Annotated in this window: 18 protein-coding genes and 2 pseudogenes; 15 read left to right on the forward strand and 5 right to left on the reverse strand. The window is 61.7% G+C overall.

Features of this window, described 5'->3' with window-relative positions; genetic code table 11:
- Positions 1–37: 37 nt before the first annotated feature.
- From AC6R19_RS13820 to AC6R19_RS13835, 4 genes and pseudogenes are all read left to right on the forward strand, one after another.
- Positions 38–535 carry a peptidylprolyl isomerase gene (locus AC6R19_RS13820; protein ID WP_500580419.1) on the forward strand — a complete coding sequence of 166 codons (498 nt, stop codon included), beginning with the start codon at positions 38–40 and terminating at the stop codon, positions 533–535.
- 295 nt (positions 536–830) lie between these two features.
- Entirely contained in the window at positions 831–1,556 is a 726-nt protein-coding gene (locus AC6R19_RS13825) for a UDP-2,3-diacylglucosamine diphosphatase (RefSeq protein WP_500580420.1), read from the forward strand.
- A 126-nt stretch (positions 1,557–1,682) separates the two neighbouring features.
- A complete protein-coding gene (locus AC6R19_RS13830) occupies positions 1,683–2,840 on the forward strand; it encodes a saccharopine dehydrogenase NADP-binding domain-containing protein (protein WP_500580421.1) in 1,158 nt (385 codons plus the stop codon).
- Positions 2,841–3,192: 352 nt separating this feature from the next.
- A pseudogene (locus AC6R19_RS13835) lies at positions 3,193–3,477 on the forward strand (DUF2269 family protein); the annotation flags it as partial.
- A 160-nt stretch (positions 3,478–3,637) separates the two neighbouring features.
- Here AC6R19_RS13835 and AC6R19_RS13840 read toward each other — a convergent pair.
- Complete coding sequence (locus AC6R19_RS13840; RefSeq protein WP_500580422.1) at positions 3,638–5,635, reverse strand: DNA topoisomerase III; 1,998 nt, start codon at positions 5,633–5,635, stop codon at positions 3,638–3,640.
- A gap of 270 nt (positions 5,636–5,905) precedes the next feature.
- Positions 5,906–6,538 (reverse strand): malonic semialdehyde reductase, encoded by a 633-nt coding sequence (locus AC6R19_RS13845; protein WP_500580423.1) that lies wholly within the window; start codon positions 6,536–6,538, stop codon positions 5,906–5,908.
- A gap of 75 nt (positions 6,539–6,613) precedes the next feature.
- On the opposite strand from AC6R19_RS13845, the gene AC6R19_RS13850 reads away from it, so the two are divergent.
- Complete coding sequence (locus AC6R19_RS13850) at positions 6,614–6,874, forward strand: DUF3081 family protein (RefSeq protein WP_500580424.1); 261 nt, start codon at positions 6,614–6,616, stop codon at positions 6,872–6,874.
- 119 nt (positions 6,875–6,993) lie between these two features.
- On the opposite strand, the gene AC6R19_RS13855 is transcribed toward AC6R19_RS13850, so the two are convergent.
- Both AC6R19_RS13855 and AC6R19_RS13860 read right to left on the reverse strand, forming a co-directional pair.
- Positions 6,994–7,608, reverse strand: a complete 615-nt coding sequence (locus tag AC6R19_RS13855) for a MiaE family protein (RefSeq protein ID WP_500580425.1) — start codon at positions 7,606–7,608, stop codon at positions 6,994–6,996.
- A gap of 95 nt (positions 7,609–7,703) precedes the next feature.
- Positions 7,704–8,432 carry an iron-containing redox enzyme family protein gene (locus AC6R19_RS13860; protein ID WP_500580426.1) on the reverse strand — a complete coding sequence of 243 codons (729 nt, stop codon included), beginning with the start codon at positions 8,430–8,432 and terminating at the stop codon, positions 7,704–7,706.
- Positions 8,433–8,595: 163 nt separating this feature from the next.
- Here AC6R19_RS13860 and AC6R19_RS13865 point away from each other — a divergent pair, with 163 nt between their 5' ends.
- Positions 8,596–9,516 (forward strand): hypothetical protein, encoded by a 921-nt coding sequence (locus AC6R19_RS13865; protein ID WP_500580427.1) that lies wholly within the window; start codon positions 8,596–8,598, stop codon positions 9,514–9,516.
- Between the two features lie 146 nt (positions 9,517–9,662).
- Here the strand turns inward: AC6R19_RS13865 and AC6R19_RS13870 are convergent, their stop codons facing one another.
- Positions 9,663–10,118: a DUF1289 domain-containing protein gene (locus AC6R19_RS13870; RefSeq protein ID WP_500580428.1), complete on the reverse strand. Its 456-nt coding sequence runs from the start codon at positions 10,116–10,118 to the stop codon at positions 9,663–9,665.
- A gap of 301 nt (positions 10,119–10,419) precedes the next feature.
- Between AC6R19_RS13870 and acnB the strand changes: the two genes are divergently transcribed.
- From acnB to AC6R19_RS13915, 9 genes and pseudogenes are all read left to right on the forward strand, one after another.
- The gene (gene acnB / locus AC6R19_RS13875) at positions 10,420–13,035 is read left to right on the forward strand and encodes a bifunctional aconitate hydratase 2/2-methylisocitrate dehydratase (protein ID WP_500580429.1); all 2,616 of its coding nucleotides are present in this window, start codon (positions 10,420–10,422) and stop codon (positions 13,033–13,035) included.
- A 238-nt stretch (positions 13,036–13,273) separates the two neighbouring features.
- Positions 13,274–13,543 carry a DUF2442 domain-containing protein gene (locus AC6R19_RS13880; protein ID WP_500580430.1) on the forward strand — a complete coding sequence of 90 codons (270 nt, stop codon included), beginning with the start codon at positions 13,274–13,276 and terminating at the stop codon, positions 13,541–13,543.
- Between the two features lie 295 nt (positions 13,544–13,838).
- On the forward strand, positions 13,839–14,069 hold the full coding sequence (locus AC6R19_RS13885) for a DUF6429 family protein (RefSeq protein WP_500580431.1): 231 nt from the start codon (positions 13,839–13,841) through the stop codon (positions 14,067–14,069).
- A 297-nt stretch (positions 14,070–14,366) separates the two neighbouring features.
- Complete coding sequence (locus tag AC6R19_RS13890; RefSeq protein WP_500580432.1) at positions 14,367–15,560, forward strand: pyruvate kinase; 1,194 nt, start codon at positions 14,367–14,369, stop codon at positions 15,558–15,560.
- A pseudogene (locus tag AC6R19_RS13895) lies at positions 15,479–15,814 on the forward strand (pyruvate kinase); the annotation flags it as partial. The gene AC6R19_RS13890 and the pseudogene AC6R19_RS13895, both read left to right, overlap by 82 nt.
- A gap of 88 nt (positions 15,815–15,902) precedes the next feature.
- Positions 15,903–16,253: a pyruvate kinase gene (locus AC6R19_RS13900; RefSeq protein WP_500580433.1), complete on the forward strand. Its 351-nt coding sequence runs from the start codon at positions 15,903–15,905 to the stop codon at positions 16,251–16,253.
- 495 nt (positions 16,254–16,748) lie between these two features.
- The gene (locus AC6R19_RS13905; protein ID WP_500580434.1) at positions 16,749–17,174 is read left to right on the forward strand and encodes a hypothetical protein; all 426 of its coding nucleotides are present in this window, start codon (positions 16,749–16,751) and stop codon (positions 17,172–17,174) included.
- Between the two features lie 101 nt (positions 17,175–17,275).
- Complete coding sequence (locus AC6R19_RS13910; protein ID WP_500580435.1) at positions 17,276–17,860, forward strand: DMP19 family protein; 585 nt, start codon at positions 17,276–17,278, stop codon at positions 17,858–17,860.
- Positions 17,861–18,646: 786 nt separating this feature from the next.
- Positions 18,647–19,297: a hypothetical protein gene (locus AC6R19_RS13915; RefSeq protein WP_500580436.1), complete on the forward strand. Its 651-nt coding sequence runs from the start codon at positions 18,647–18,649 to the stop codon at positions 19,295–19,297.
- The last annotated feature ends 308 nt before the right edge of the window (positions 19,298–19,605 follow it).

The following is a 19,605-nucleotide window of genomic DNA, read 5'->3' on the forward strand; positions in this document are numbered from 1 at the left end:
TCATCCGCGTCCAGACTCACCCCAAATAGGATGTTTTATGATCACCCTGCACACGACACACGGCGATATCGCCATCGAACTGGACTTCGACAAGGCCCCCAAGACCGCGGCCAACTTCCTGCAGTACTGCCAGGACGGCTTCTACACCGGCACCATCTTTCACCGGGTGATCGACAACTTCATGGTCCAGGGCGGCGGCATGACCCCGGACATGCAGCAGAAAGAGACCCGCGAGCCGATCGAGAATGAAGCGGACAACGGCCTGAAGAACGACACCGGCACCCTGGCCATGGCCCGCACCATGGACCCCCACTCCGCCAGCTCCCAGTTCTTCATCAACGTGAAGGACAACGACTTCCTGAACTTCCGCAGCAAGGACGCTCAGGGCTGGGGCTACTGCGTATTCGGCAAGGTGGTCGAGGGCATGGACGTGGTCAACAAGATCAAGGGTGTCAAGACCGGCAGCAAGGACTTCCACCAGGACGTGCCGCTGGAGACCATCGAGATCACCGGCGTGACCATCGCCGAGGACTGATCCTCTTTCCCCCTTGTAGGAGCGGCGGGGCGGCCATCCGCCCATGGCCGCGATCGGAGCTTGTTCGGAGCCACGAACTCCAAGGGCTCCGATCGGCCCCGCATCCGATGGCCACCCGGGAAAAAGCCTCATCGGCAAACATTTCCCGGATAGCCACCGGATGCGGGCCCTTGCATTGTGCCACCCCGCTGGCTCGGTGACCTCCCGACCGTCGATCGCGGCCATGGGCCGCTCCCGGCCGGACCGCTCCTACAATAGCCAGTGCCTAACAGTCCACGCCAAGGAGGCAATCGCCGTGACCACCTACCTGATCTCCGACCTGCACCTGGACGAGAGCCGCCCGCAGATCACCGAAGCCTTCTTCGACTTCCTGCGCGGCCGCGCCGCCGGAGCCGAGGCGCTGTATATACTCGGCGACTTCTTCGAGGTGTGGATCGGCGACGACGACGATGCGCCCCTGGGCAGGGAGGTAGTACAAGAGCTCAGCCGCTATAGCGGCACCGGCGCCGAGGTGTACCTGATGCACGGCAACAGGGACTTCCTGCTCGGCCAGGACTTCGCCCAGCGCGCCGGCGCCGTGCTGCTGCCGGACCCCAGCCCCATCACCCTGGGCGACCACAGGGTGCTGCTAATGCACGGTGACACCCTCTGCACCCGCGACACCGAGTATCTCGCCTTCCGACAACAGGCCCGGGATCCCAACTGGCAGGAGGCTCTGCTGGCCAAGCCGCTGGAGGAGCGCCGGGCCATCGCCGCGCAGATCCGCGCCGTGTCCAAGTCCATGGCCAGCCGCAAGGCCGAGGACATCATGGACGTGACCGGGGAAGAGGTGGAGAGGGCCATGCGCGAACAGGGCGTGCGCACCCTGATCCACGGCCACACCCACAGACCCGGCCGCCACCAACTGACCATCGATGGCGAACCGGCCGAGCGCATAGTGCTGGGCGACTGGGGCGAGCGAGGCTGGTGCGTGAAGGCCGACGGGCATGCCCTTGAACTGATCCACTGGCCCATAGGATGATTTGGGGACTCGGGACTCGGGACTCGGGACTCGGGACTCGGGACTCGGGAAACAGCGTAGGGTGGGTAAGCGTCAAGCGCATCCGCCCTACCAGGGGAATGCACGGGGATTGGGGCGACCAGGGTGATGAATTACAAAAAGCGCGTACTGATCCTCGGCGGCTACGGCACCTTCGGCTCGCGCATAGCGCAGCTGCTGAGCAGCGAAGCGGATCTGCAGCTGATCATCGCCGGGCGCGACAAATTCCGGGCCGAACTCTGCGCGTCCAAGCTGCCCGGCCTGGCCGAGGGCCTGCGCCTGGAGCGGGACGCCGTCAACCTGGCCGCACAGCTCAAGGCGCTGCACCTGGACCTGCTGATCCACTGCGCCGGCCCCTTCCAGAGAGAGTCGGACTACCGCGTCGCCCGGGCCTGCATCGAATCCCGCACCCCCTATCTCGATATCGCCGACGCGCGCCGCTTCGTGTGCGACTTCCACCGCCTCTCCCCCGCTGCCGAGGCCGCCGGCATCGCCATGGTCTCCGGCGCCAGCAGCCTGCCGGCACTCAGTTCCGCAGTGCTGAAGGAGATCCAGCGGGAACTGCCGAACATCCGCGCGGTGGAGATTGCGATAGCCCCGGCACACCGCATAGATCGCGGCCTGGCCACGGTGCGCGCCGGTTTCGAATCCCTCGGTGAAAGCTTTCCCCAGTTGCAGGACGGTCAGTGGCGCGAGTCCTACGCCGGCAACCACCTGCGCCGGGTAACGCTGGCGCACCCGGTGGGCGAACGCTGGCTGTGCGACTTCGACGTACCGGACCTGGAACTCTGCCCGCGGCACTTTGCGAATCTGCAGGGCGCGCGTTTTGCCACCGGCGTCGAGCCCCGCACACTGCAGACGGCGCTGACCCTGTGTGCGCGCCTGGTGCGATCGGATTTCCCGGTCGCCAACAGCCGCCTCGCCAGTCTCGGCCGCAAGCTCGCCGACCATTGGCCCGGCGGCAGCAGTCACGGTGGCATGCTGGTCCGCGCGGACGGAGAGGATTCCCGCGGCGAGGCGGCTTCCTATCAATGGCAGATCCTCGGCCTGAACGGCGCCGGCCCCTGGATCCCGGCCGCGCCGGCCGCCGCCATGGCCCGCAAGCTACTGCGCGGCGAACAGGCATTCGCCGGCGCCCGGGCCTGCTGGCAACTGCTCGGCCTGGAGGAGATTCTCGCCGAACTGACGCCCTACTCCGTGGTTACCGCGATGGAGCGCCTGGAACCGCAGATCCCCGCGACGCCGAGGTTGGCGGCCGGCTCGTGAGCATCTACCTGCTGCTGAAGGCATTGCACGTGCTGAGCGCGATGGTCGTGCTGGGCACCGGTATCGGCATCGCCAGGTGTGGTGCCTCATACTAAATGCGGTTATCAGCGGGCCGCTAAGCGGCCAGATGCAAGGCGCATTCGCGCTGGCGTAGTTGTTTCTACGTCAAGCGAATGCAACGCCGCAGATGGCTGCTTAGCGGCCCGCCCGAAGGGAGCCCCCCAAATTGTCCACAGCCGCGTTGCCGCTCTTGAAAAGGGCGCGCCATTCCCTGCGAGCGGCGCCTAACTGTGAACAATTTGGGGGGCTCTGATAACCGCATTTAGTATGAGGCACCACACTAACGCTACGCGGCTGGCTTTCCGGGGACCTGCAGGTGTTGCGCTGGATCAGCCGCGAGACGGTGGCGGCGGACTGGATTTTTACCTGTAGCGCAATCGTGACCTTGCTGGGCAGCGCCGCCGGTATGCTGGCGATCAACCCGGGCTGGCTGCAACAACACTGGCTGCAATTGGCGATTGCGCTGACCGGTGCCGTTTTCCTGCTGTGGCTGCCGGTAGTGTTTTTGCAGTATCGGTTGCGGCGGCATGCGCGAGAGGCCAGTGAGCGGGAGATTCACCGGACCATGAAAATCTGATGCTCGCTCGGGGCTGCGGCCCTGCCGCTGGTGATCACCATAGTTTTTCTGATGGTTACCAAGCCTATCTTGTAGGTTGGGCTGAGCTCCGCGAAGCCCAACACGCCGCGGCAACTATTCGTTGTATTCACCCTTGGCCGCTCAGAAGCACACAGCTCGGTCAGGCTTCGCTTACCTCAGCCTTGGAACGGCGCCCACTGGCCCGGCGACGAGTGCCACTGCCCGAGCGGCTTTTGCCCGAGCGCTTTCCGGCCGCCCCCTTCTTGCCGGGTCTGAGCCCGGCAGGTGAAGCCGGCGCTTTAATGCCGGCAAAGGCGCGGCTGTCCAACGCGCAGGCCTCGCTCACCAGCTTCTGCAGTTGCTGCTGCAGTGGCTGCATAAAGCCCTGATAATCCAGCTGCCGCTGGCTGATGTCGTTCAGCTGTCGCTCCCATTGCGCGGTCATATCCGGCACAGCAGTGCTTTCGGGCAGCGCGCGGATCAGGGCCTTGCCCAGCTCGGTGGCGTGGATGCTTTTGCCCTGGCGCCGCAAAAAACCGCGCTTGAACAGCAGCTCGATGATTCCCGCCCGGGTGGCCTCGGTGCCCAGGCCGTCGGTGTCTTTGAGGATCTTCTTCAGCTGTGTATCGCGCACAAAGCGATTGATCCCCGTCATCGCGGCCAGCAGGCTGGCATCGCTGAACGGCTTGGGGGGCTGGGTGTGTTTCTCGTCCACCTCGGGCTCGCCGCTCCACAATTCCTGCCCCTTTTCCACCTCGGGCAGCGGCGGGGATTCTTTCTCAGAGGGGGTTGCAGGCATGGCCAGCTTCCAGCCGGGGACAAGGGTCCGGCGCTCTTTGGCGACAAAGCGGCCGCCGGCAATATTCAGTTCGATGCGAATATCCAGGTACTGGTGGCGCGGATAGAACTGCAGCAGATACTGCCGCGCAATCAGCTGGTAGACCTGCTGTTCGGCCCTGCCCAGGCGCGCCCAGGACGCCTGCCTGGCCGTGGGAATAATCGCGTGGTGGGCATCCACTTTGGCGTCGTTCCAGGCCTTGCTATGCAGCGACCAGTCGGCACCCTCGTGCACCGATTGCAGCGCGTCGCAGCTAGCGGCGATGGCCCGGCCGACCTGCTGGCGCTCCGCGTAGTGGTCCGCGGGCAGGTAGCGGCAGTCGGAGCGCGGGTAGGTGATCAACTGGTGTTTCTCGTACAGCGCCTGGCAGGCGTCCAGCACCTGTTTCGCACTCAGGCCAAACGCCTTCGCCGCGTCGATTTGCAGTGCCGACAGGTTGTAGGGCAAGGGCGGCGCCTGTGTCTTCTGTTGCCGCTGTACCCCGGTGACGGTGGCGGCCTGCTGGCGAATCCGGCTGGCCACATTGGCGGCCAGCTTCGGATTGAGCACCCTGCCCTCGTCGTCCTGGTGGGGAGCGCAGGCCTCGCTGGGTTGCCAGAGGGCGTAAAAACTCAGCGGCTGCGACCGCTCCAAATGAACGGCGGCGCGCACCTCGTAATAGGGCCGGCTGACGAAGCGCGCTATCTCCTCGTCGCGGCGCACCACCAGGCCCAGCACCGGCGTTTGCACCCGCCCCACGGACAGGACCTGTTTCAGCCCGCCCTGCTGGCCCTTGACCGTGCAGGCGCGGGTCAGGTTGATGCCGTACAGCCAGTCGGCGCGGCTGCGCGCCAGTGCCGAGACCGACAGCGGCACGAATTCCCGGTTGGGACGCAGCTGCTGCAGCGCCCGCGCCACCGCCTGGGGGTTCAGGTCGCTGGCCAGCAGGCGCTGCATCGCCAGCTTCTTGGCAGCCGGCACCTTGAGGTAATCGACCACCTCGTCGACCAACAACTGGCCTTCGCGATCCGGGTCACCGGCATGCACCAGTTGATCGGCCTGTTTCACCAGTCTGCGCAGCAGCGCCAGCTGTTTGCGGCTGCCGCTTTTAGGCTGCAGCTGCCACTGCTGCGGCACTATCGGCAATACATCCAGGCGCCAGCGCTTGTACGACGGGTCATAGGCCTCCGGCTCCGCCTGCTCCAGCAGGTGGCCGATACACCAGCTCACCACATCGCCGTTGGCGGCGCGGATACAGCCGTCTTCCTTGCGGTGTGGCCTGGGCAGCACCGCGGCAATGGCGCGCCCCAGGCTGGGCTTTTCGGCAATAAACAGGCGCATCGGAGATCTTCCGGGAAACTGTTCAAATATACAGTGTAACCCGACAAGTCCGGTTTGCGCGAGGATGAGGCTAATTTGCAGGGGCCCACACCCGCCGAGGGCGAACACAAAGTTCGCCCTCGGCCGATTCAGTGGATGAAAGGCGCCAGTGGTTACTCCAATCCCGGCACGAGATTTCGTAAACACCTTTAATCCGATCCGTAGGGGCGAACCTTGTGTTCGCCCTGCGGTGTTGCCCAGAACTACCCGGCGTGATTACAAGGTTTTTACTCAGAGAATCTTGCACACCTCACCGAACTCAAACCGCGGGCTGCGCGGGTACAGCATCTGCGGATCGCCGTAGCCGAGGTTGCAGAGGAAATTCGATTTGATATGGCTGTCCGGGCAGTGTTCCTGCTGGAAGGCCGATGTGCTGCCCTCCTCGCTGAAAAACTCGTGATCCACTTTGGCGTTGTCGAAGCCGGACATGGGGCCGCAGTCGAGGCCAAGCGAACGCGCGGCCAGGATAAAATAGCCGCCCTGCAGGGAGCCGTTGCGAAACGCCGTTGCAGTCGCCAGTTCCGAATTGTCCACGAACCAGTCCCGCGCCGACGCGTGGGGAAACAACTTCGGCAGGTATTCGTAGAACTTCAGGTCGTGGGCAATGATCGCGGTGACCGGCGCGGCCATGGTCTTGTCCACATTGCCCTCGTTCAGGGCCGGGCGCAGCCGCTCCTTGCCCTCTTTCGTTTTGACAAACACGATGCGCGCCGGGCAGCAGTTGGCGCTGGTGGGGCCCATTTTCATCAGGTCGTAGAGCCGCTGGAGCGTCTCATCACTCACCGGCCTGTCGAGCCAGTGACTGTGTGTTCGCGCGTCGGTAAACAGCTGTTTCAGGGTTGCGTCGGGAAGAATCTCGCCCATGATTGTCTCCAGGCAGACAATGCCGGTAACCTCTGACACTATAGTGTGATTCGGCAAGGGGCAGAGGGCGGAATCGTGGAACAGGAACACAAGATAGACGTCAAGCAGGCACTGCGCGTCTTCGACAAGGTCACCAGGGAAGGCGTAAAGGAAGGCGACGGCTGGCGCTACCGCGGCCTGACCGTGAGCACGGACTTTGACGGCTACACGGTGTTTATCAATTCAGCCAAGGTGCAGCTGACGGTTTTCTTTCACAACAAGTACACGGTGGACTACCAGAGCGCGCACGACCTGCAGGAATTCGTCGACCTGCTGAAAAAGCTCGACCGGGACTGAGCCCCACGCACTTGATCGCACTTCGCGCTGTAGGAGCCTGCTCGCAGGCGAAAGCTGCGGAGCTCTGCCCTCTTCGCCTGCAAGCAGGCTCCTACAAGCAGTTTCAACCCGCGGAGGCGCTATTTTGGCACACCGCTGTGAAAACGGAAGTCGCCATCCTTCCCTTCGACCAGCTCTCGCTCCACCTCCAGCAGCTGCCGCACCCGTGGCTCGATATCCTCACCGGCCGCCTTCCGGGCCAGGGTCAGGTAGTCGCGAAAATGGCGCGCCTCCGATTTCAGCAGTGACAGGTAGAACTTCTGCAGTTCCTCGTCGAGGTGCGGGGCTATGCGCGCGAAACGCTCGCAGGAGCGTGCCTCGATAATGGCGCCGCAGATCAATGTGTCCACCAGCCGCGCCGGTTCGTTGGAGCGCACCTGTTCGCGCAGCCCTGCCGCGTAGCGCGAGGCGCTGATATGCGGGTAGTCGATGCCGCGCTTCTGCATGATCGCCAGCACCTGCTCGAAGTGCCGCAGCTCCTCCCGCGCCAGGCGCGACATCTTGTTCAGCAGCTCGAAATTGTCCAGGTAGCGGAACATCAGGTTCAGCGCCGTGCCCGCGGCCTTCTTCTCGCAGTTGGCGTGGTCCACCAGCATCAGCTCCGGCTCGGCCAGCGCCGCCTGTACCCAGGCATCCGGGGTCGGGCACAGCAGGAAGTCGTGGATGGCGGACAGATCGGGGACTTGGGCGTTCATCGGCATTGCGGCTGGATTGCGGAAAGCGCGGGATTATAGCGGCGCCCGGTTCGGATTGGCAGGTGTAGGCTGGGGTTCGTTTCACTCACCCCAACCTACGTCTTCCTCTGCACCAGGCCGCAGTGCTCGGCCACCTCATCGCGGTACTTCTGCCAGGCGTGCAGTACCAGCCCCATCCAGTGCAACACCTGCGGGCGCGCCGACTCATCCACATAGTCCAGCATCAGGTGCCAGGCCGCCTTGCGGTGCCCGCCCTCCACCTGGTGGTGCACCCGACTCAGGGCCAGGTTCTGCACCGGCAGGCCGTAGTGTTTGACCAGCGGATGCTCCGAGGGCGCAAACTGCGGCCGCCGTGGCTGCCCCGGCTCCAGTTCGCCGCGCTCGTACTCGGTGCCCTCGAGAAAGATGGTGGTCACTGCGGCGCCCACCTCCCAGCCGTGGCCTGCAGTGGCGTCATCCAGCAGCGCGCGAAACGCCGCTGCCGCCGGCAGCAGCTCGACGTGTTTGAAGCGGTCCAGATTCATCCCCAGCCCGCGCGGGTACTCGAGGAACAGCTCCGGGTGCGGCCGGCTGCCACTCAGCCCGCCGGTCTCCTCCTCGTAGATATTCTCCGCCAGTTCCCGGCGCACCGCGGCGATCGGGCACTGGATATAGGCGCGCGCCATCATGATCGGGAAGTCGCGCACATAGGTGCCGTACTCCTGCTCCAGGTGGATATGCAGCAGCTCCTTTGGCACCTGGCCGCCGGTAAACGCCGGCCAGGCCCAGTGCGTCTTGCGCTCCATCACCCGCAGCAGTCCCTCTTTGAATTCCGAGCGATTCATGCCGGCAATGGTAGGCGGGGAAACCGTGGCGCAGTAGCTCCCCCTGCCCTGATTACCCAGGTGTTGGCAATAAAAGGTTGACGACGACTGTTCAACGGTAAATTGATAACGGTTTATTAAGTGGATTAATATTTTGCTATCCATTGCACTGAAAGGCCGACAAATGACTGATCACCGGAAGCTGGCGGCGGCCATCCCGCCCCTGCTGGAGCGGCTCTACGCCAGCGCCGCGGCCCTGCGCCAATCCCTCGAGCAGCTGCAGGGCTCGCCCAAACCCTGGCAACACTACCTGCTGCAGCCGCCCTTTGCCCGCGATGCGGCGGAGCGCCTGGGCGGCAACTTTGACAAGCCCTTTGCCCTCGCCGGCGCGCTGTTCGCGCAACTGGACTACTGCGACCCACTCGACACCGCCGGCGACGCCCGCGCCACGCTGCAGATTCCCGGACTGCTGGCGGTCCCCTCCGGCACCATCGCCCTGGCCCGGCAGTTGAACACGGACAAGGAGGCCTTCGCCAAAGCCGTGGCCGAATACAAGGCCGCGCTAAGTGAGCGCCCTGCGCCGGAGCGGGACCGCAACCTGCGCGAGCTGCTCGCCAATGTCGGCCATCCCCGCGCCCACCTGCGCCAGTGCTATCGCCAGGTACTGCTGTGCCCGGAGCGGCCGGATGCCATAGCGCTCTCCTGGATCAAGGCGCGCAAGTCGATCCGCAAGGTGACGGTGCAGTGGTGTGAGAAGAAGCTGGTGCAACTGGATCCCCAGGGCGCCGATCCGGGCATCCAGTACCAGCGCCAGTTGCTGGCCGGCCTGCACAAAAGCCAGCACCAGGAACTGCGCCAGGTGCAGGTGCAGAGCCGCCCCAACCTGCAGGTGGCGGAGATATTCCGCGATGGCGACGGTGAGACCTACCGGCAGGTGGGCTATGCGGCCATGCCGGTACTGGTGCTGGCGGATGAAAGCGGCCGGCTGCCGGACTTCACCCGCGTCGACCACCAGCCCAGCCAGAGCCGGCGGCGGCAGCGGCGGGATCTGGCGCTGTCCACCGAGCCGTTTTTGCCGGCGCTGCGGGTGTTTTTGAGGGAATAGCGCGGGCAATTTATGTAGGGGCGAACACAAGGTTCGCCCCTACGGATCTGGCTTGATTGATCAAGCGGGGCGCACCGCGCCATTCGGGATGATCGGGACACCCCGAACCGGATGGATCAATCAGCACATCGGGCTGGGTGGAGTTATCAGGCCTTCTGCAGTCCCGGGGCGACGAAGCGCTGGTAGTAGGCCACCGACAGCGCGTAGAAGTCCTCGTCGATGCGCTTGCGCAGCTCCACCAGGGAAACGCCGCGCGCCTGGGGGGTCGGCCTCAGGCCGTAGTGGGCGGGATTCTCGATCTGGCTGGCGCCGGCGCGCAGCAGTTCGAATACCCAGCAGTAGGGATTCTGCTCCTCGTCGAAACGGATCTGCTGGTGGCGCAGCTGCGCCAGCAACAGGTTTTGGTCCACTATCTCCAACTGGCTGCGCACCGCATTGGCCAGGTAACCCTCGCGGCGCTCGGCGATGATGCGCCGCTGCTCCTCGGAGTAGGCATTCCAGTCGATCACCTCGTGGGCAAAGCGCTTGCAGCCGCGGCAGACGTCGTCGCCAATACCGGTGGAGCAGACGCCTATGCAAGGGGTGCGGACTTTTTTGTACATCGAATAACCAAGCTGTCTGCGCCGGCTTAAACCGGCCTGAAAAATTTGCCCGGTAGACTATTTTGTTTGGATTGTGAAGGAAAGGTCACCGTCTGCAAATTGACCAAAATTCACCAAACAAATAATGGTAATTCGCGTAAGTTATTGATTTTTCAATAAACTTAACAGTACTAGGGCTTTACTGTAGAATTCGCCACCCGCCTCCAGCGGCACGAATGCAACCAATCCCGGCACAGAAAAAAACGATCGGGAATTCCATCCGCTGTTGGTGCCACCCCACACACCAATGAGGGACATATCCGTGCTTGAAGCCTATCGCAAACACGTCGCCGAACGCGCCGAACAGGGTATTCCGCCCAAGCCGCTGGACGCCGAACAGGTGGCCGGCCTGGTAGAACTGCTGAAGAAACCCCCCGCCGGCGAGGAACAGGAACTGGTTGAGCTCCTCACCCACCGCGTACCGCCGGGTGTGGACGAGGCCGCTTACGTCAAGGCCGGCTTCCTGTCCGCCATTGTCAAAGGCGAAGCGGAGTCCCCGCTGATCGATCGCGAGCACGCCGTCAAACTGCTCGGCCAGATGCTGGGCGGCTACAACATCGCCACCCTGGTTGAACTGCTGGACGACGCCCAACTGGGCGAACTGGCCGCAGAGCAGCTGAAAGGCACCCTGCTGATGTTCGACGCCTTCCACGACGTGGAAGAGAAAGCCAAGGCCGGCAACGCCCACGCCAAGGCCGTGATCCAGTCCTGGGCCGACGCCGAGTGGTTCACAAAGCGCGACAAGGTGCCGCAAAGCATCAAGGTTGCCGTCTTCAAGGTGACCGGCGAAACCAACACCGACGACCTGTCCCCCGCCCCGGATGCCTGGTCCCGCCCGGATATCCCCCTCCACGCGCTGGCCATGTACAAGATGACCCGCGACGGCCTCACGCCGGAAGAACACGGCGTAACCGGCCCGCTGAAGCAGATCGAGGAAGTGAAGGCCAAGGGCCTGCCGGTCGCCTTTGTCGGCGACGTGGTCGGCACCGGCTCCTCGCGCAAGTCCGCCACCAACTCAGTACTCTGGTACTTCGGTGAAGACCTGCCCGGCGTGCCGAACAAGAAAGGCGGCGGCATCTGCATCGGCGGCAAGGTGGCACCCATCTTCTACAACACCATGGAAGACGCCGGTGCGCTGGTATTCGAAGCGCCGGTGGACGACCTGAACATGGGCGACATCATCGAGATCCGCCCCTACGACGGCAAAATACTTTCCGAGTCCGGCGAAGTATTGAGCGAGTTCGAACTGAAATCCCAGGTACTGCTGGACGAGGTGCAGGCCGGCGGCCGCATCAACCTGATCATCGGCCGCGGCCTCACCGGCAAGGCCCGCGAATCCCTCGGCCTGGAACCGTCCGACCTCTTCCGCAAGCCGGAGCAGCCCGCCGACACCGGCAAGGGCTACACCCTGGCGCAGAAGATGGTCGGCAAGGCCTGCGGCGTCGAAGGCGTGCGCCCCGGCACCTACTGCGAGCCGAAGATGACCACCGTCGGCTCCCAGGACACCACCGGCCCGATGACCCGCGACGAACTGAAAGACCTGGCCTGCCTGGGCTTCTCCGCGGATCTCACCATGCAGTCCTTCTGCCACACCGCCGCCTACCCCAAGCCGGTGGACATCGACACCCAGCACACCCTGCCCGACTTCATCATGAACCGCGGCGGCGTTTCCCTGCGCCCGGGTGACGGCATCATCCACAGCTGGCTGAACCGCATGCTGCTGCCCGACACCGTCGGCACCGGCGGCGACTCCCACACCCGCTTCCCGATGGGCATCTCCTTCCCGGCCGGCTCCGGTCTGGTGGCCTTCGCCGCCGCGACGGGAGTGATGCCGCTGGATATGCCGGAATCCGTACTGGTGCGCTTCAAGGGCGAAATGCAGCCGGGCATCACCCTGCGCGACCTGGTACACGCCATCCCCTACTACGCGATCCAGCAGGGCCTGCTGACCGTGGAGAAGAAAGGCAAGAAGAACATCTTCTCCGGCCGCATCCTCGAGATCGAGGGCCTGGACAAGCTGACCGTCGAGCAGGCGTTCGAATTGTCCGACGCCTCCGCCGAGCGCTCCGCTGCCGGCTGCACCATCAAGCTGCCGGAAGAAGCCATTGCCGAATACCTGCGCTCCAACATCACCCTACTGCGCTGGATGATCGCCGAGGGCTACGGCTCCAAGCGCACCCTGGAACGCCGCGCGCGCGCCATGGAAGCCTGGCTGGAAAATCCGGAACTGATGGAAGCCGACAAGGACGCCGAGTACGCCGCGGTAATCGAGATCGACCTGGCCGAAGTGAAAGAGCCGATCGTCTGCGCCCCGAACGACCCGGACGACGCCCGCCTGCTCTCCGAAGTGGCCGGCGACAAGGTGGACGAGGTCTTCCTCGGCTCCTGCATGACCAACATCGGCCACTTCCGCGCCGCGGGCAAGCTGCTGTCCCAGCACAAGGGCGGCATCTCCACCCGCATGTGGATAGCCCCTCCCACCAAGATGGACGAGCACCAGTTGATGGAGGAAGGCTACTACAACATCTACGGCGCCGCCGGTGCCCGCACCGAGATGCCCGGCTGCTCCCTGTGCATGGGCAACCAGGCGCGCGTGGCCCCGAACAGCACCGTGCTGTCCACCTCCACCCGCAACTTCCCCAACCGCCTGGGCGACGGTGCCAACGTCTACCTGACCTCGGCGGAACTCGCCTCCGTGGGCGCCATCCTCGGCAAGCTTCCCACCCCGGCCGAGTACCAGGAGTATGCGAAGGACCTGGACTCCATGTCTGCGGAAATCTACCGCTACATGAACTTCGACCAGATTGAGGAATTCCAGAAATCTGCCGAAGAGGGCAAGCGGATCGCTGCGACCGAGATTCAGGATGTGGCTGTTTGACCGGTAAACAGCCTTCCTGATCACCTGCTAAAAGCCCCGCTCCGCGGGGCTTTTTCATAGGTACCAACCACCTGTGGCTTCCGGGCGACTAATGGTTATATTGAGCTGACAACGATATACACTGTAAGGAGGCGGTGTGCCGACAGTCTTGCGAGAGGGACCCTACCGGTTCTTTTGGTACAGCGACGAATACGGGAAATAGTGGAAGCCCATCAATCAGAATTTCTGGAGGCATGGAATGGGTACTTTGGCTCTTGATGCAGACGAAAGGGTCGCGAGCGTCGCCTTTTCCGAAGATTACCTCATCGTCGGCCTCAAGGACGGCCGGCTTATTTCCGTGCCGCTTGAATGGTACCCCCGCCTGGCAAACGCCTCCGGGGCCGAACGCTCAAACTGGCAGATCTGCGGCGGAGGCTATGGCATCCATTGGCCAGACCTGGATGAGGACCTGAGCACCGAGGGCCTGCTTCGCGGCGCCCCCGCCCCAGCCAAGCGACTCGCGAGCTAGAAATCAGTTATCGCCCGCCGCCGAACCGACTTCTCAGCCGCTGGCGAGCCAATAGCGATCCAGGCTTTATATTTCAAACTCTTATTTAAGCGTAAGTTACTCAGCGCGCTACGCATTTTTACATTTTCTGTCCCTTGGGGTGCCCATATACTACCGGGTCGGAAGCAAAGAATACCCCTCTCCCGGGACACGCTGTGAATACGTCCCTGTACGCTCGTAATCGGCATCCCTGCCTCATACGGTCCCGGGAGAGGGGTATTCTTCCCTTCCGCCTTATTAGTAAGTCTCAAAAGCCATGAAAACCGACAAAGACAAAATTGATGAAGCGGTATTAGCCTTGATGTATTTGACGCTGCACGGCGGTGGCAGGGCGTGGAAGTCATTCGACTGGGACGCCATGGCAAGGCTTCACGAGAAAAACCTTATCCACAACCCGGTTGGAAAAGCAAAGTCTGTGCTTCTTACCGATGAAGGGCTGAAGGAATCAGAGCGCCTGTTCCGGAAGCTATTCACCGAGGAATCATGAAATTTGCTTTGGCCCAAAGGTCACATTCATACCGATAGGGCCACTCCGCTCGGCTTACAGTCGACCTCCCATGGATAGCGCCTCCCACCAGGATGGGCGGGCACCGACAGAGTCATTGGGGGAGATCCGGGAAAGCATATCGCGACTCCACCCTCCCAGCCCCGGCTATAGTTGACGGTACCTCACCTTTGAAGCGAATTTGGGGCAAGCCTGCTTGGACGGGACCTGCGATCGGGCGCCGTATCGAAAGGTGGCGCTGAGCTTCCTATGAATGTTCGTCCTCTGGAGAGCTTGGCTTTGAGCGCGAATAACACGGACAGCCGCATTCACCGGAATCACCGGGACATCGAGGGCCTGCTGCGGGAACTCACGGCGATCCGCGCGGACATGTTGTCCAGCCCGGCCATGCCGCAGCAGCGACTGCAGGGGATTCATCCCAACTACCGGGACAGCGCCCGCAACCTCCTCCACTACCTGGCCCTGCGCCGCCACGACCTGCGCCCGCTGCAACTCCGCCTGGCCGCCCTGGGCCTGTCGTCCCTCGGGCGGGCGGAATCACACGTCCTCGCCACGGTGGACGCGGTCCTGGAGGCCCTGCACCAACTGGCGGGTCGCGCCTGGCAGCCGCCGGCACCGGAGGAACAGTGCGTCGATTTCGCCAGCGGGCAGCGGCTGTTGGCCGAACACACCGATGCCCTGCTCGGCCCGGCAGTCCCGGGCCACGACGTCCGCATCATGGTCACCATGCCCACCGAGGCGGGCAGCGATTACACCCTGGTGCACGACCTGCTCAAACAGGGCATGAACTGCATGCGCATCAACTGCGCCCACGACGACGCCGCCACCTGGTTGAAGATGATCGAGCACTTGCGGCGTGCCGAGCGGACGCTGGGCCGGTCCTGCCGGGTGGTGATGGACCTGGCCGGCCCCAAGCTGCGCACCGGGCCGCTCGAGCCGGGCCCGGCAGTGGTCCGGATTCGACCCCGCCGCGACAAATTCGGGCGGGTCACCGCCCCCGCGCGGATCTGGCTGACCGCCGAAGGGGCCGCTCACCCTCCCCCGTCAACCGCCGACGCCTGTCTGCCCCTGCCCCCGGCCTGGCTGAGCTGCCTGCGGACAGACGAAGTTGTAAACCTCACCGACGCGCGCGACGCCAGGCGGATCTTCACCATCGCCGACACCACCGACCGCGGCTGCTGGGCGGAGGCGACCAAGACGACCTACGTCGTCCCCGGCACCACTCTGTACCACGACCGCGCCGGGGAAGCCCGCGTCGGCGACCTTCCCCCGCGCCGGAACGCCATCACCCTCCGCCAAGGGGACCCGCTCATCCTGACCCGCGACATCGAACCGGGCCGCCCGGCGGTGGTCGACAGCGCCGGGCAGATCCTGACCCCGGCTTCGATCGGATGCACCATCCCCGAGGTGTTCGACGATGTCCGCTCCGGGACAATGTCTGGTTCGACGACGGCAAGATCGGCGGCGTTGTAGAGAAGGTCGAGGCGAAACGGGTTTTCGTTCGTATCACCCACATCCGCCCGAAGGGAGACAAACTGCACGCCGACAAGGGGATCAACCTGCCGGACAGTCCTCTGCAACTGCCCGCCCTGACCACCAGGGACCTGGAGGATCTGACGTTCGTGGCCCGGCACGCCGACGTGGTCCAACTGTCCTTCGCCAACAGCGCCGGGGACGTCGAGTCGCTCCACCAACACCTGGCGCGCCTGGGTGGCCGGCTGCCGGCGGTGGTGCTGAAGATAGAGACCCGGCGCGGCTTCGAGTGCCTGCCGGACATGCTGCTGACGGCCATGCAGACCCCCCTGCTGCGGCGTGATGATCGCCCGCGGCGACCTGGCCGTGGAATGCGGCTTCGAGCGCCTGGCCGAGGTGCAGGAGGAGATCCTCTGGATCTGCGAGGCCGCCCATGTCCCGGTGATCTGGGCCACACAGGTTCTGGAAAGCCTGGCCAGGAAGGGGATGCCGTCTCGGGCGGAGATCACCGACGCGGCCATGGGGCACAGGGCCGAGTGCGTCATGCTCAACAAGGGCCCGCACGCGCTCAATGCCGTGCGGGTGCTGGACGACATACTGCGGCGAATGCAGGCCCACCAGGCCAAGAAGCAGTCCATGCTGCGGGAGCTACACCTGGCCCACACGCTGCCGGCCGAACCGAGAGACGCCTGACCGCTGCACAACCGGCTCCCGTGAGCCCCCCGTGCAAACTGCCCATGCGGTCGAGCACCGGGAGCATGCGAAAAGCGTCAACTCCACTGGGAGCGAGATCTACCACCACATGAACCAGCTTGAGCGATAACCGATCCCGAACTCAAAAGCCCAAGCCCTACCCTCATCCGTGGTTTTGTATGCTCCCCCACAAAGATAAAAGCTCAAAAACCACCAGATTGTCCGCGTTCACGAGCCACTGGCTCGTGAACACGGAGAACCGGTTTGTAACCCATTGACTTTTAAAGGGTTCACAATATGATCAAGAGCCATATCAGATTCCGAATTAACAAGCCACAGGCTCGTTTTTCATCGCACTCAATCTGGTGGTTACCTCTCTATTTTGTTGATTTGATAGGATTTTTCGGGGTAAAACCCAAAAGAGGGAGCGGTGAACAGGAGCCAAAGTGATATAGGGCCAGTGGCTTGTGAATAAAACTGTTAAAGGATTGGCAAATGGCAGTCTCAGTAGATAGGCTCAAAAAACTCACGATCAACTTTTTTGAGCTCCATTGGAATTCAGAAGAGCTTGGCTCCACTCCAAAGTGGTCAGAACCTTGGCACTTGAAAGGCGCGGCTCCCAACCATAACCGACAGGGCATCTACGCTTTCGTTCGGGGAGACGATGTCACCTATATTGGAACAGGTGCCAGCAAAGGCAAGAAGGGATATGAGGGGCATGGTCTTGGTGCGAGGCTCGGACATTATGTTCGAGTATCAGGCCCCGGCGAATACCGCCCAAACGACTGGAAGCTTGAGAATGCGGATTACGTGATCACGTTGGGTTTTGAACAAGGTATGGGCTATCTCTCATACGCACTGGAAAGCTACCTTCTTTCGAACATTCCAACTGAGTATAACGCCAACAGGCCGGGCAGTTGATCCTTTAACAAGGCCAAGCACAGCGACAGCTTTTTCGTTGCGGCTTCGCCTTCACTACAAAGCTGCGCGTGTTGGCAGCGTCATGCAATCAAGGCATCGAAATGAGTGAAAAGATACCGTGCACCGAATGCGGTGCAGCGATTTTACGAAGTACTGCTGAACGCACTGGTGGCTTGTGCATGCCTTGCAAAAACGGTAACCGCAAGAATATCGAGCGAGCTAAGGAGTTTTATAAAAGAGAACGTGAATTGGATAAAACCTGTCCGTTTCGTGCTCTCTGGAGAGAGCTTGTAGACAAAGTCTACAAACAAGAAGGTGGTTTTTCTGCATTGACGGAAAATGAAAAACTTTATTACTCCGTCAATATTCTCAGCGGTGAAGTGTATAACGGTGGCTTTATTCAGTATTTCGATAACACCTCTGGCGAGCATTACCGATATACTGAGCTTGGTCTTGTGCGGCTAGGGGCGACGAATTCTCTCAGGCTACTACGCCAAGCCAAAGAGAAGCTTTTGGGGGCAGCTAGTGTACCCAAAGATCAAGCCGAGCGCTGGGCAGCTATCAGGAAGCACTCTGATGAGCCAAATTTGGATGCATTGGATGAGGCATTCTATAAAGACCCGGATCTGCTAGGCGAAAAACTTGAGGCATTTGCTGTAGCAACGGGGTTGGTCAAAAGTGCATAACCAAGCCATCAAACCGACGTGTGCCGCAGGGCGGCCCACGCGGTTTATGGCAAGCGTTATTTGCGACATGAAGTCGTATAAATTTCTGTTACACACCCTGAAAAATCACAGGAGGTCATTTCTCAGAACGATGTAACCCGATGTTCTGCCATCGGTTTCCTACCGGCACATGCGTGGAGAGTAATCTCTGGGTGTGAAGCTGCCGGGACAATGTAACCTGCGGGCACTGCCCGGGAGAGAAAACCGCGAGGGGATCTCAACTCTACCAGCACCAGGGCGGTAAGGGGCTAGGAATGGATAGTATGGTCAACATATGTGAACTGTTGTAACTCTCGTGACAGCCAGGCGAGCCAAAGGTGCTGACAGGCTTTAACCAAAAGGTGCGTGGACAGGTTGGTTGGTTTATAACGTCTCGCCACGCAGATGCCGTTACACCGGGGGACAGACAGGGCCTAACCTATCCGGAGATTTATACGGAACATGATAACCCCGTACCGTACCGGGCAACCGGAAAGCGAGTCGCGAGGCGAGCCGATTGCGGTGCGGGTGTAGGAGGCTGGAAGAAGCGAAAGCCGTGCTGTAATGGCGCGGATACGGGTTCCAACTTTGCCCGGCGCGAAAGCGAGCAGACGTCCAGCTGGTGCCTCATCGCGAGAGAGGCTGGAGAACCGGTTTTGTGAGGGAAAGCAAATGACAGCGTACGTGGAGCACCCGGAAACGGACAGGCCGCGTTCTAGTGCTGGTGCGCCCCCAGCGGGAACGGCGAGCCAGACCGATAGGCCAGCAATGGCCATCGAGACAGCCCGTTACCAGGTTTATCGGCTGCAGCGGCGTATCGCGAAGGTGACTTGGCAAAAGCGTTACAACAAAGTCCATGTACTAAAGCGGCTCACCATATTGCAGGACGCTGCTTGGCGTCGTATGGTGCAGGACGGAATTGATAACGAGCTAAATCACCGGGTTCACCCAGAGCCTTTGAGGGGCTTGAGCCGTATGCGAGGAAACCCGCACGTACGGTTCTTAGAGGGCTGGGAGTCGGTGACGGCTCCTGGCTACTCTGCAACCCAAGGAGATTCAATGCTGGTCTGGGATGAGACAGATGTTCTATCCGTACTTGAGGTTCTTCCGGAAGTGGAGCGCGACGGTATTTGGCATAGGTTCGTAGTCCAGAGACATGGAATTGAGCTTACTGTAACTATTTACCAATACGACGCTGATATTTGGTTTGAAATGCGATCAATAGGCATTGATAGGCCGGTTTTCTCCATGCGGATTTTCGATTGCCCTGGTATAGCTCGCAAATTCGATTCTACTGGTGAGTATTTGGAGTTTGCCGCGTCAAAGTGTTTCGGTTCGCGCTATGACACTGAGCAGACAATACCCTATGGTGTCCGCGTATACGTTAAGCCTTCTATCAACGTGGCACTGTTCGGGTAGGTTATAACCAAGCGCTGCACCGGACGGCCTACGCTGTGCACCTTTGTGCTGGTCGCTCCGCTCCCATTCTCGCACAAAGGTGCACAGCGTAGGCCGCCGGTGAGCGCGGCGTTAGTGTTTTAGGAAGTTATGAACAGAATATTAAGTTCAGTATTTTTGATATTTTTGGCTGGTTGCTCTTCGGCACCTATAAAAATTTACTAACGGGGCGGAAATAATCAATACAACATGGTATCATGGCGCGCATGAAATACGACGCCAGAAAACTTAGCACAGAAGAGCAGCACCTCATACGAAAAATCGCCGTT

Source organism: Microbulbifer sp. SE14, from assembly GCF_059834885.1.

Coding starts and splice junctions, on each gene's coding strand:
- AC6R19_RS13820 (WP_500580419.1), top strand. CDS start 38: ATGATCACCCTGCACACGACACACGGCGATATCGCCATCGAACTGGAC.
- AC6R19_RS13830 (WP_500580421.1), top strand. CDS start 1,683: ATGAATTACAAAAAGCGCGTACTGATCCTCGGCGGCTACGGCACCTTC.
- AC6R19_RS13915 (WP_500580436.1), top strand. CDS start 18,647: ATGGCCATCGAGACAGCCCGTTACCAGGTTTATCGGCTGCAGCGGCGT.
- AC6R19_RS13885 (WP_500580431.1), top strand. CDS start 13,839: ATGAAAACCGACAAAGACAAAATTGATGAAGCGGTATTAGCCTTGATG.
- AC6R19_RS13845 (WP_500580423.1), bottom strand. CDS start 6,538: ATGGGCGAGATTCTTCCCGACGCAACCCTGAAACAGCTGTTTACCGAC.
- AC6R19_RS13860 (WP_500580426.1), bottom strand. CDS start 8,432: ATGAATCGCTCGGAATTCAAAGAGGGACTGCTGCGGGTGATGGAGCGC.
- AC6R19_RS13905 (WP_500580434.1), top strand. CDS start 16,749: ATGGCAGTCTCAGTAGATAGGCTCAAAAAACTCACGATCAACTTTTTT.
- AC6R19_RS13910 (WP_500580435.1), top strand. CDS start 17,276: ATGAGTGAAAAGATACCGTGCACCGAATGCGGTGCAGCGATTTTACGA.
- AC6R19_RS13870 (WP_500580428.1), bottom strand. CDS start 10,118: ATGTACAAAAAAGTCCGCACCCCTTGCATAGGCGTCTGCTCCACCGGT.
- AC6R19_RS13855 (WP_500580425.1), bottom strand. CDS start 7,608: ATGAACGCCCAAGTCCCCGATCTGTCCGCCATCCACGACTTCCTGCTG.
- AC6R19_RS13865 (WP_500580427.1), top strand. CDS start 8,596: ATGACTGATCACCGGAAGCTGGCGGCGGCCATCCCGCCCCTGCTGGAG.
- AC6R19_RS13880 (WP_500580430.1), top strand. CDS start 13,274: ATGGGTACTTTGGCTCTTGATGCAGACGAAAGGGTCGCGAGCGTCGCC.
- AC6R19_RS13900 (WP_500580433.1), top strand. CDS start 15,903: ATGATCGCCCGCGGCGACCTGGCCGTGGAATGCGGCTTCGAGCGCCTG.
- AC6R19_RS13840 (WP_500580422.1), bottom strand. CDS start 5,635: ATGCGCCTGTTTATTGCCGAAAAGCCCAGCCTGGGGCGCGCCATTGCC.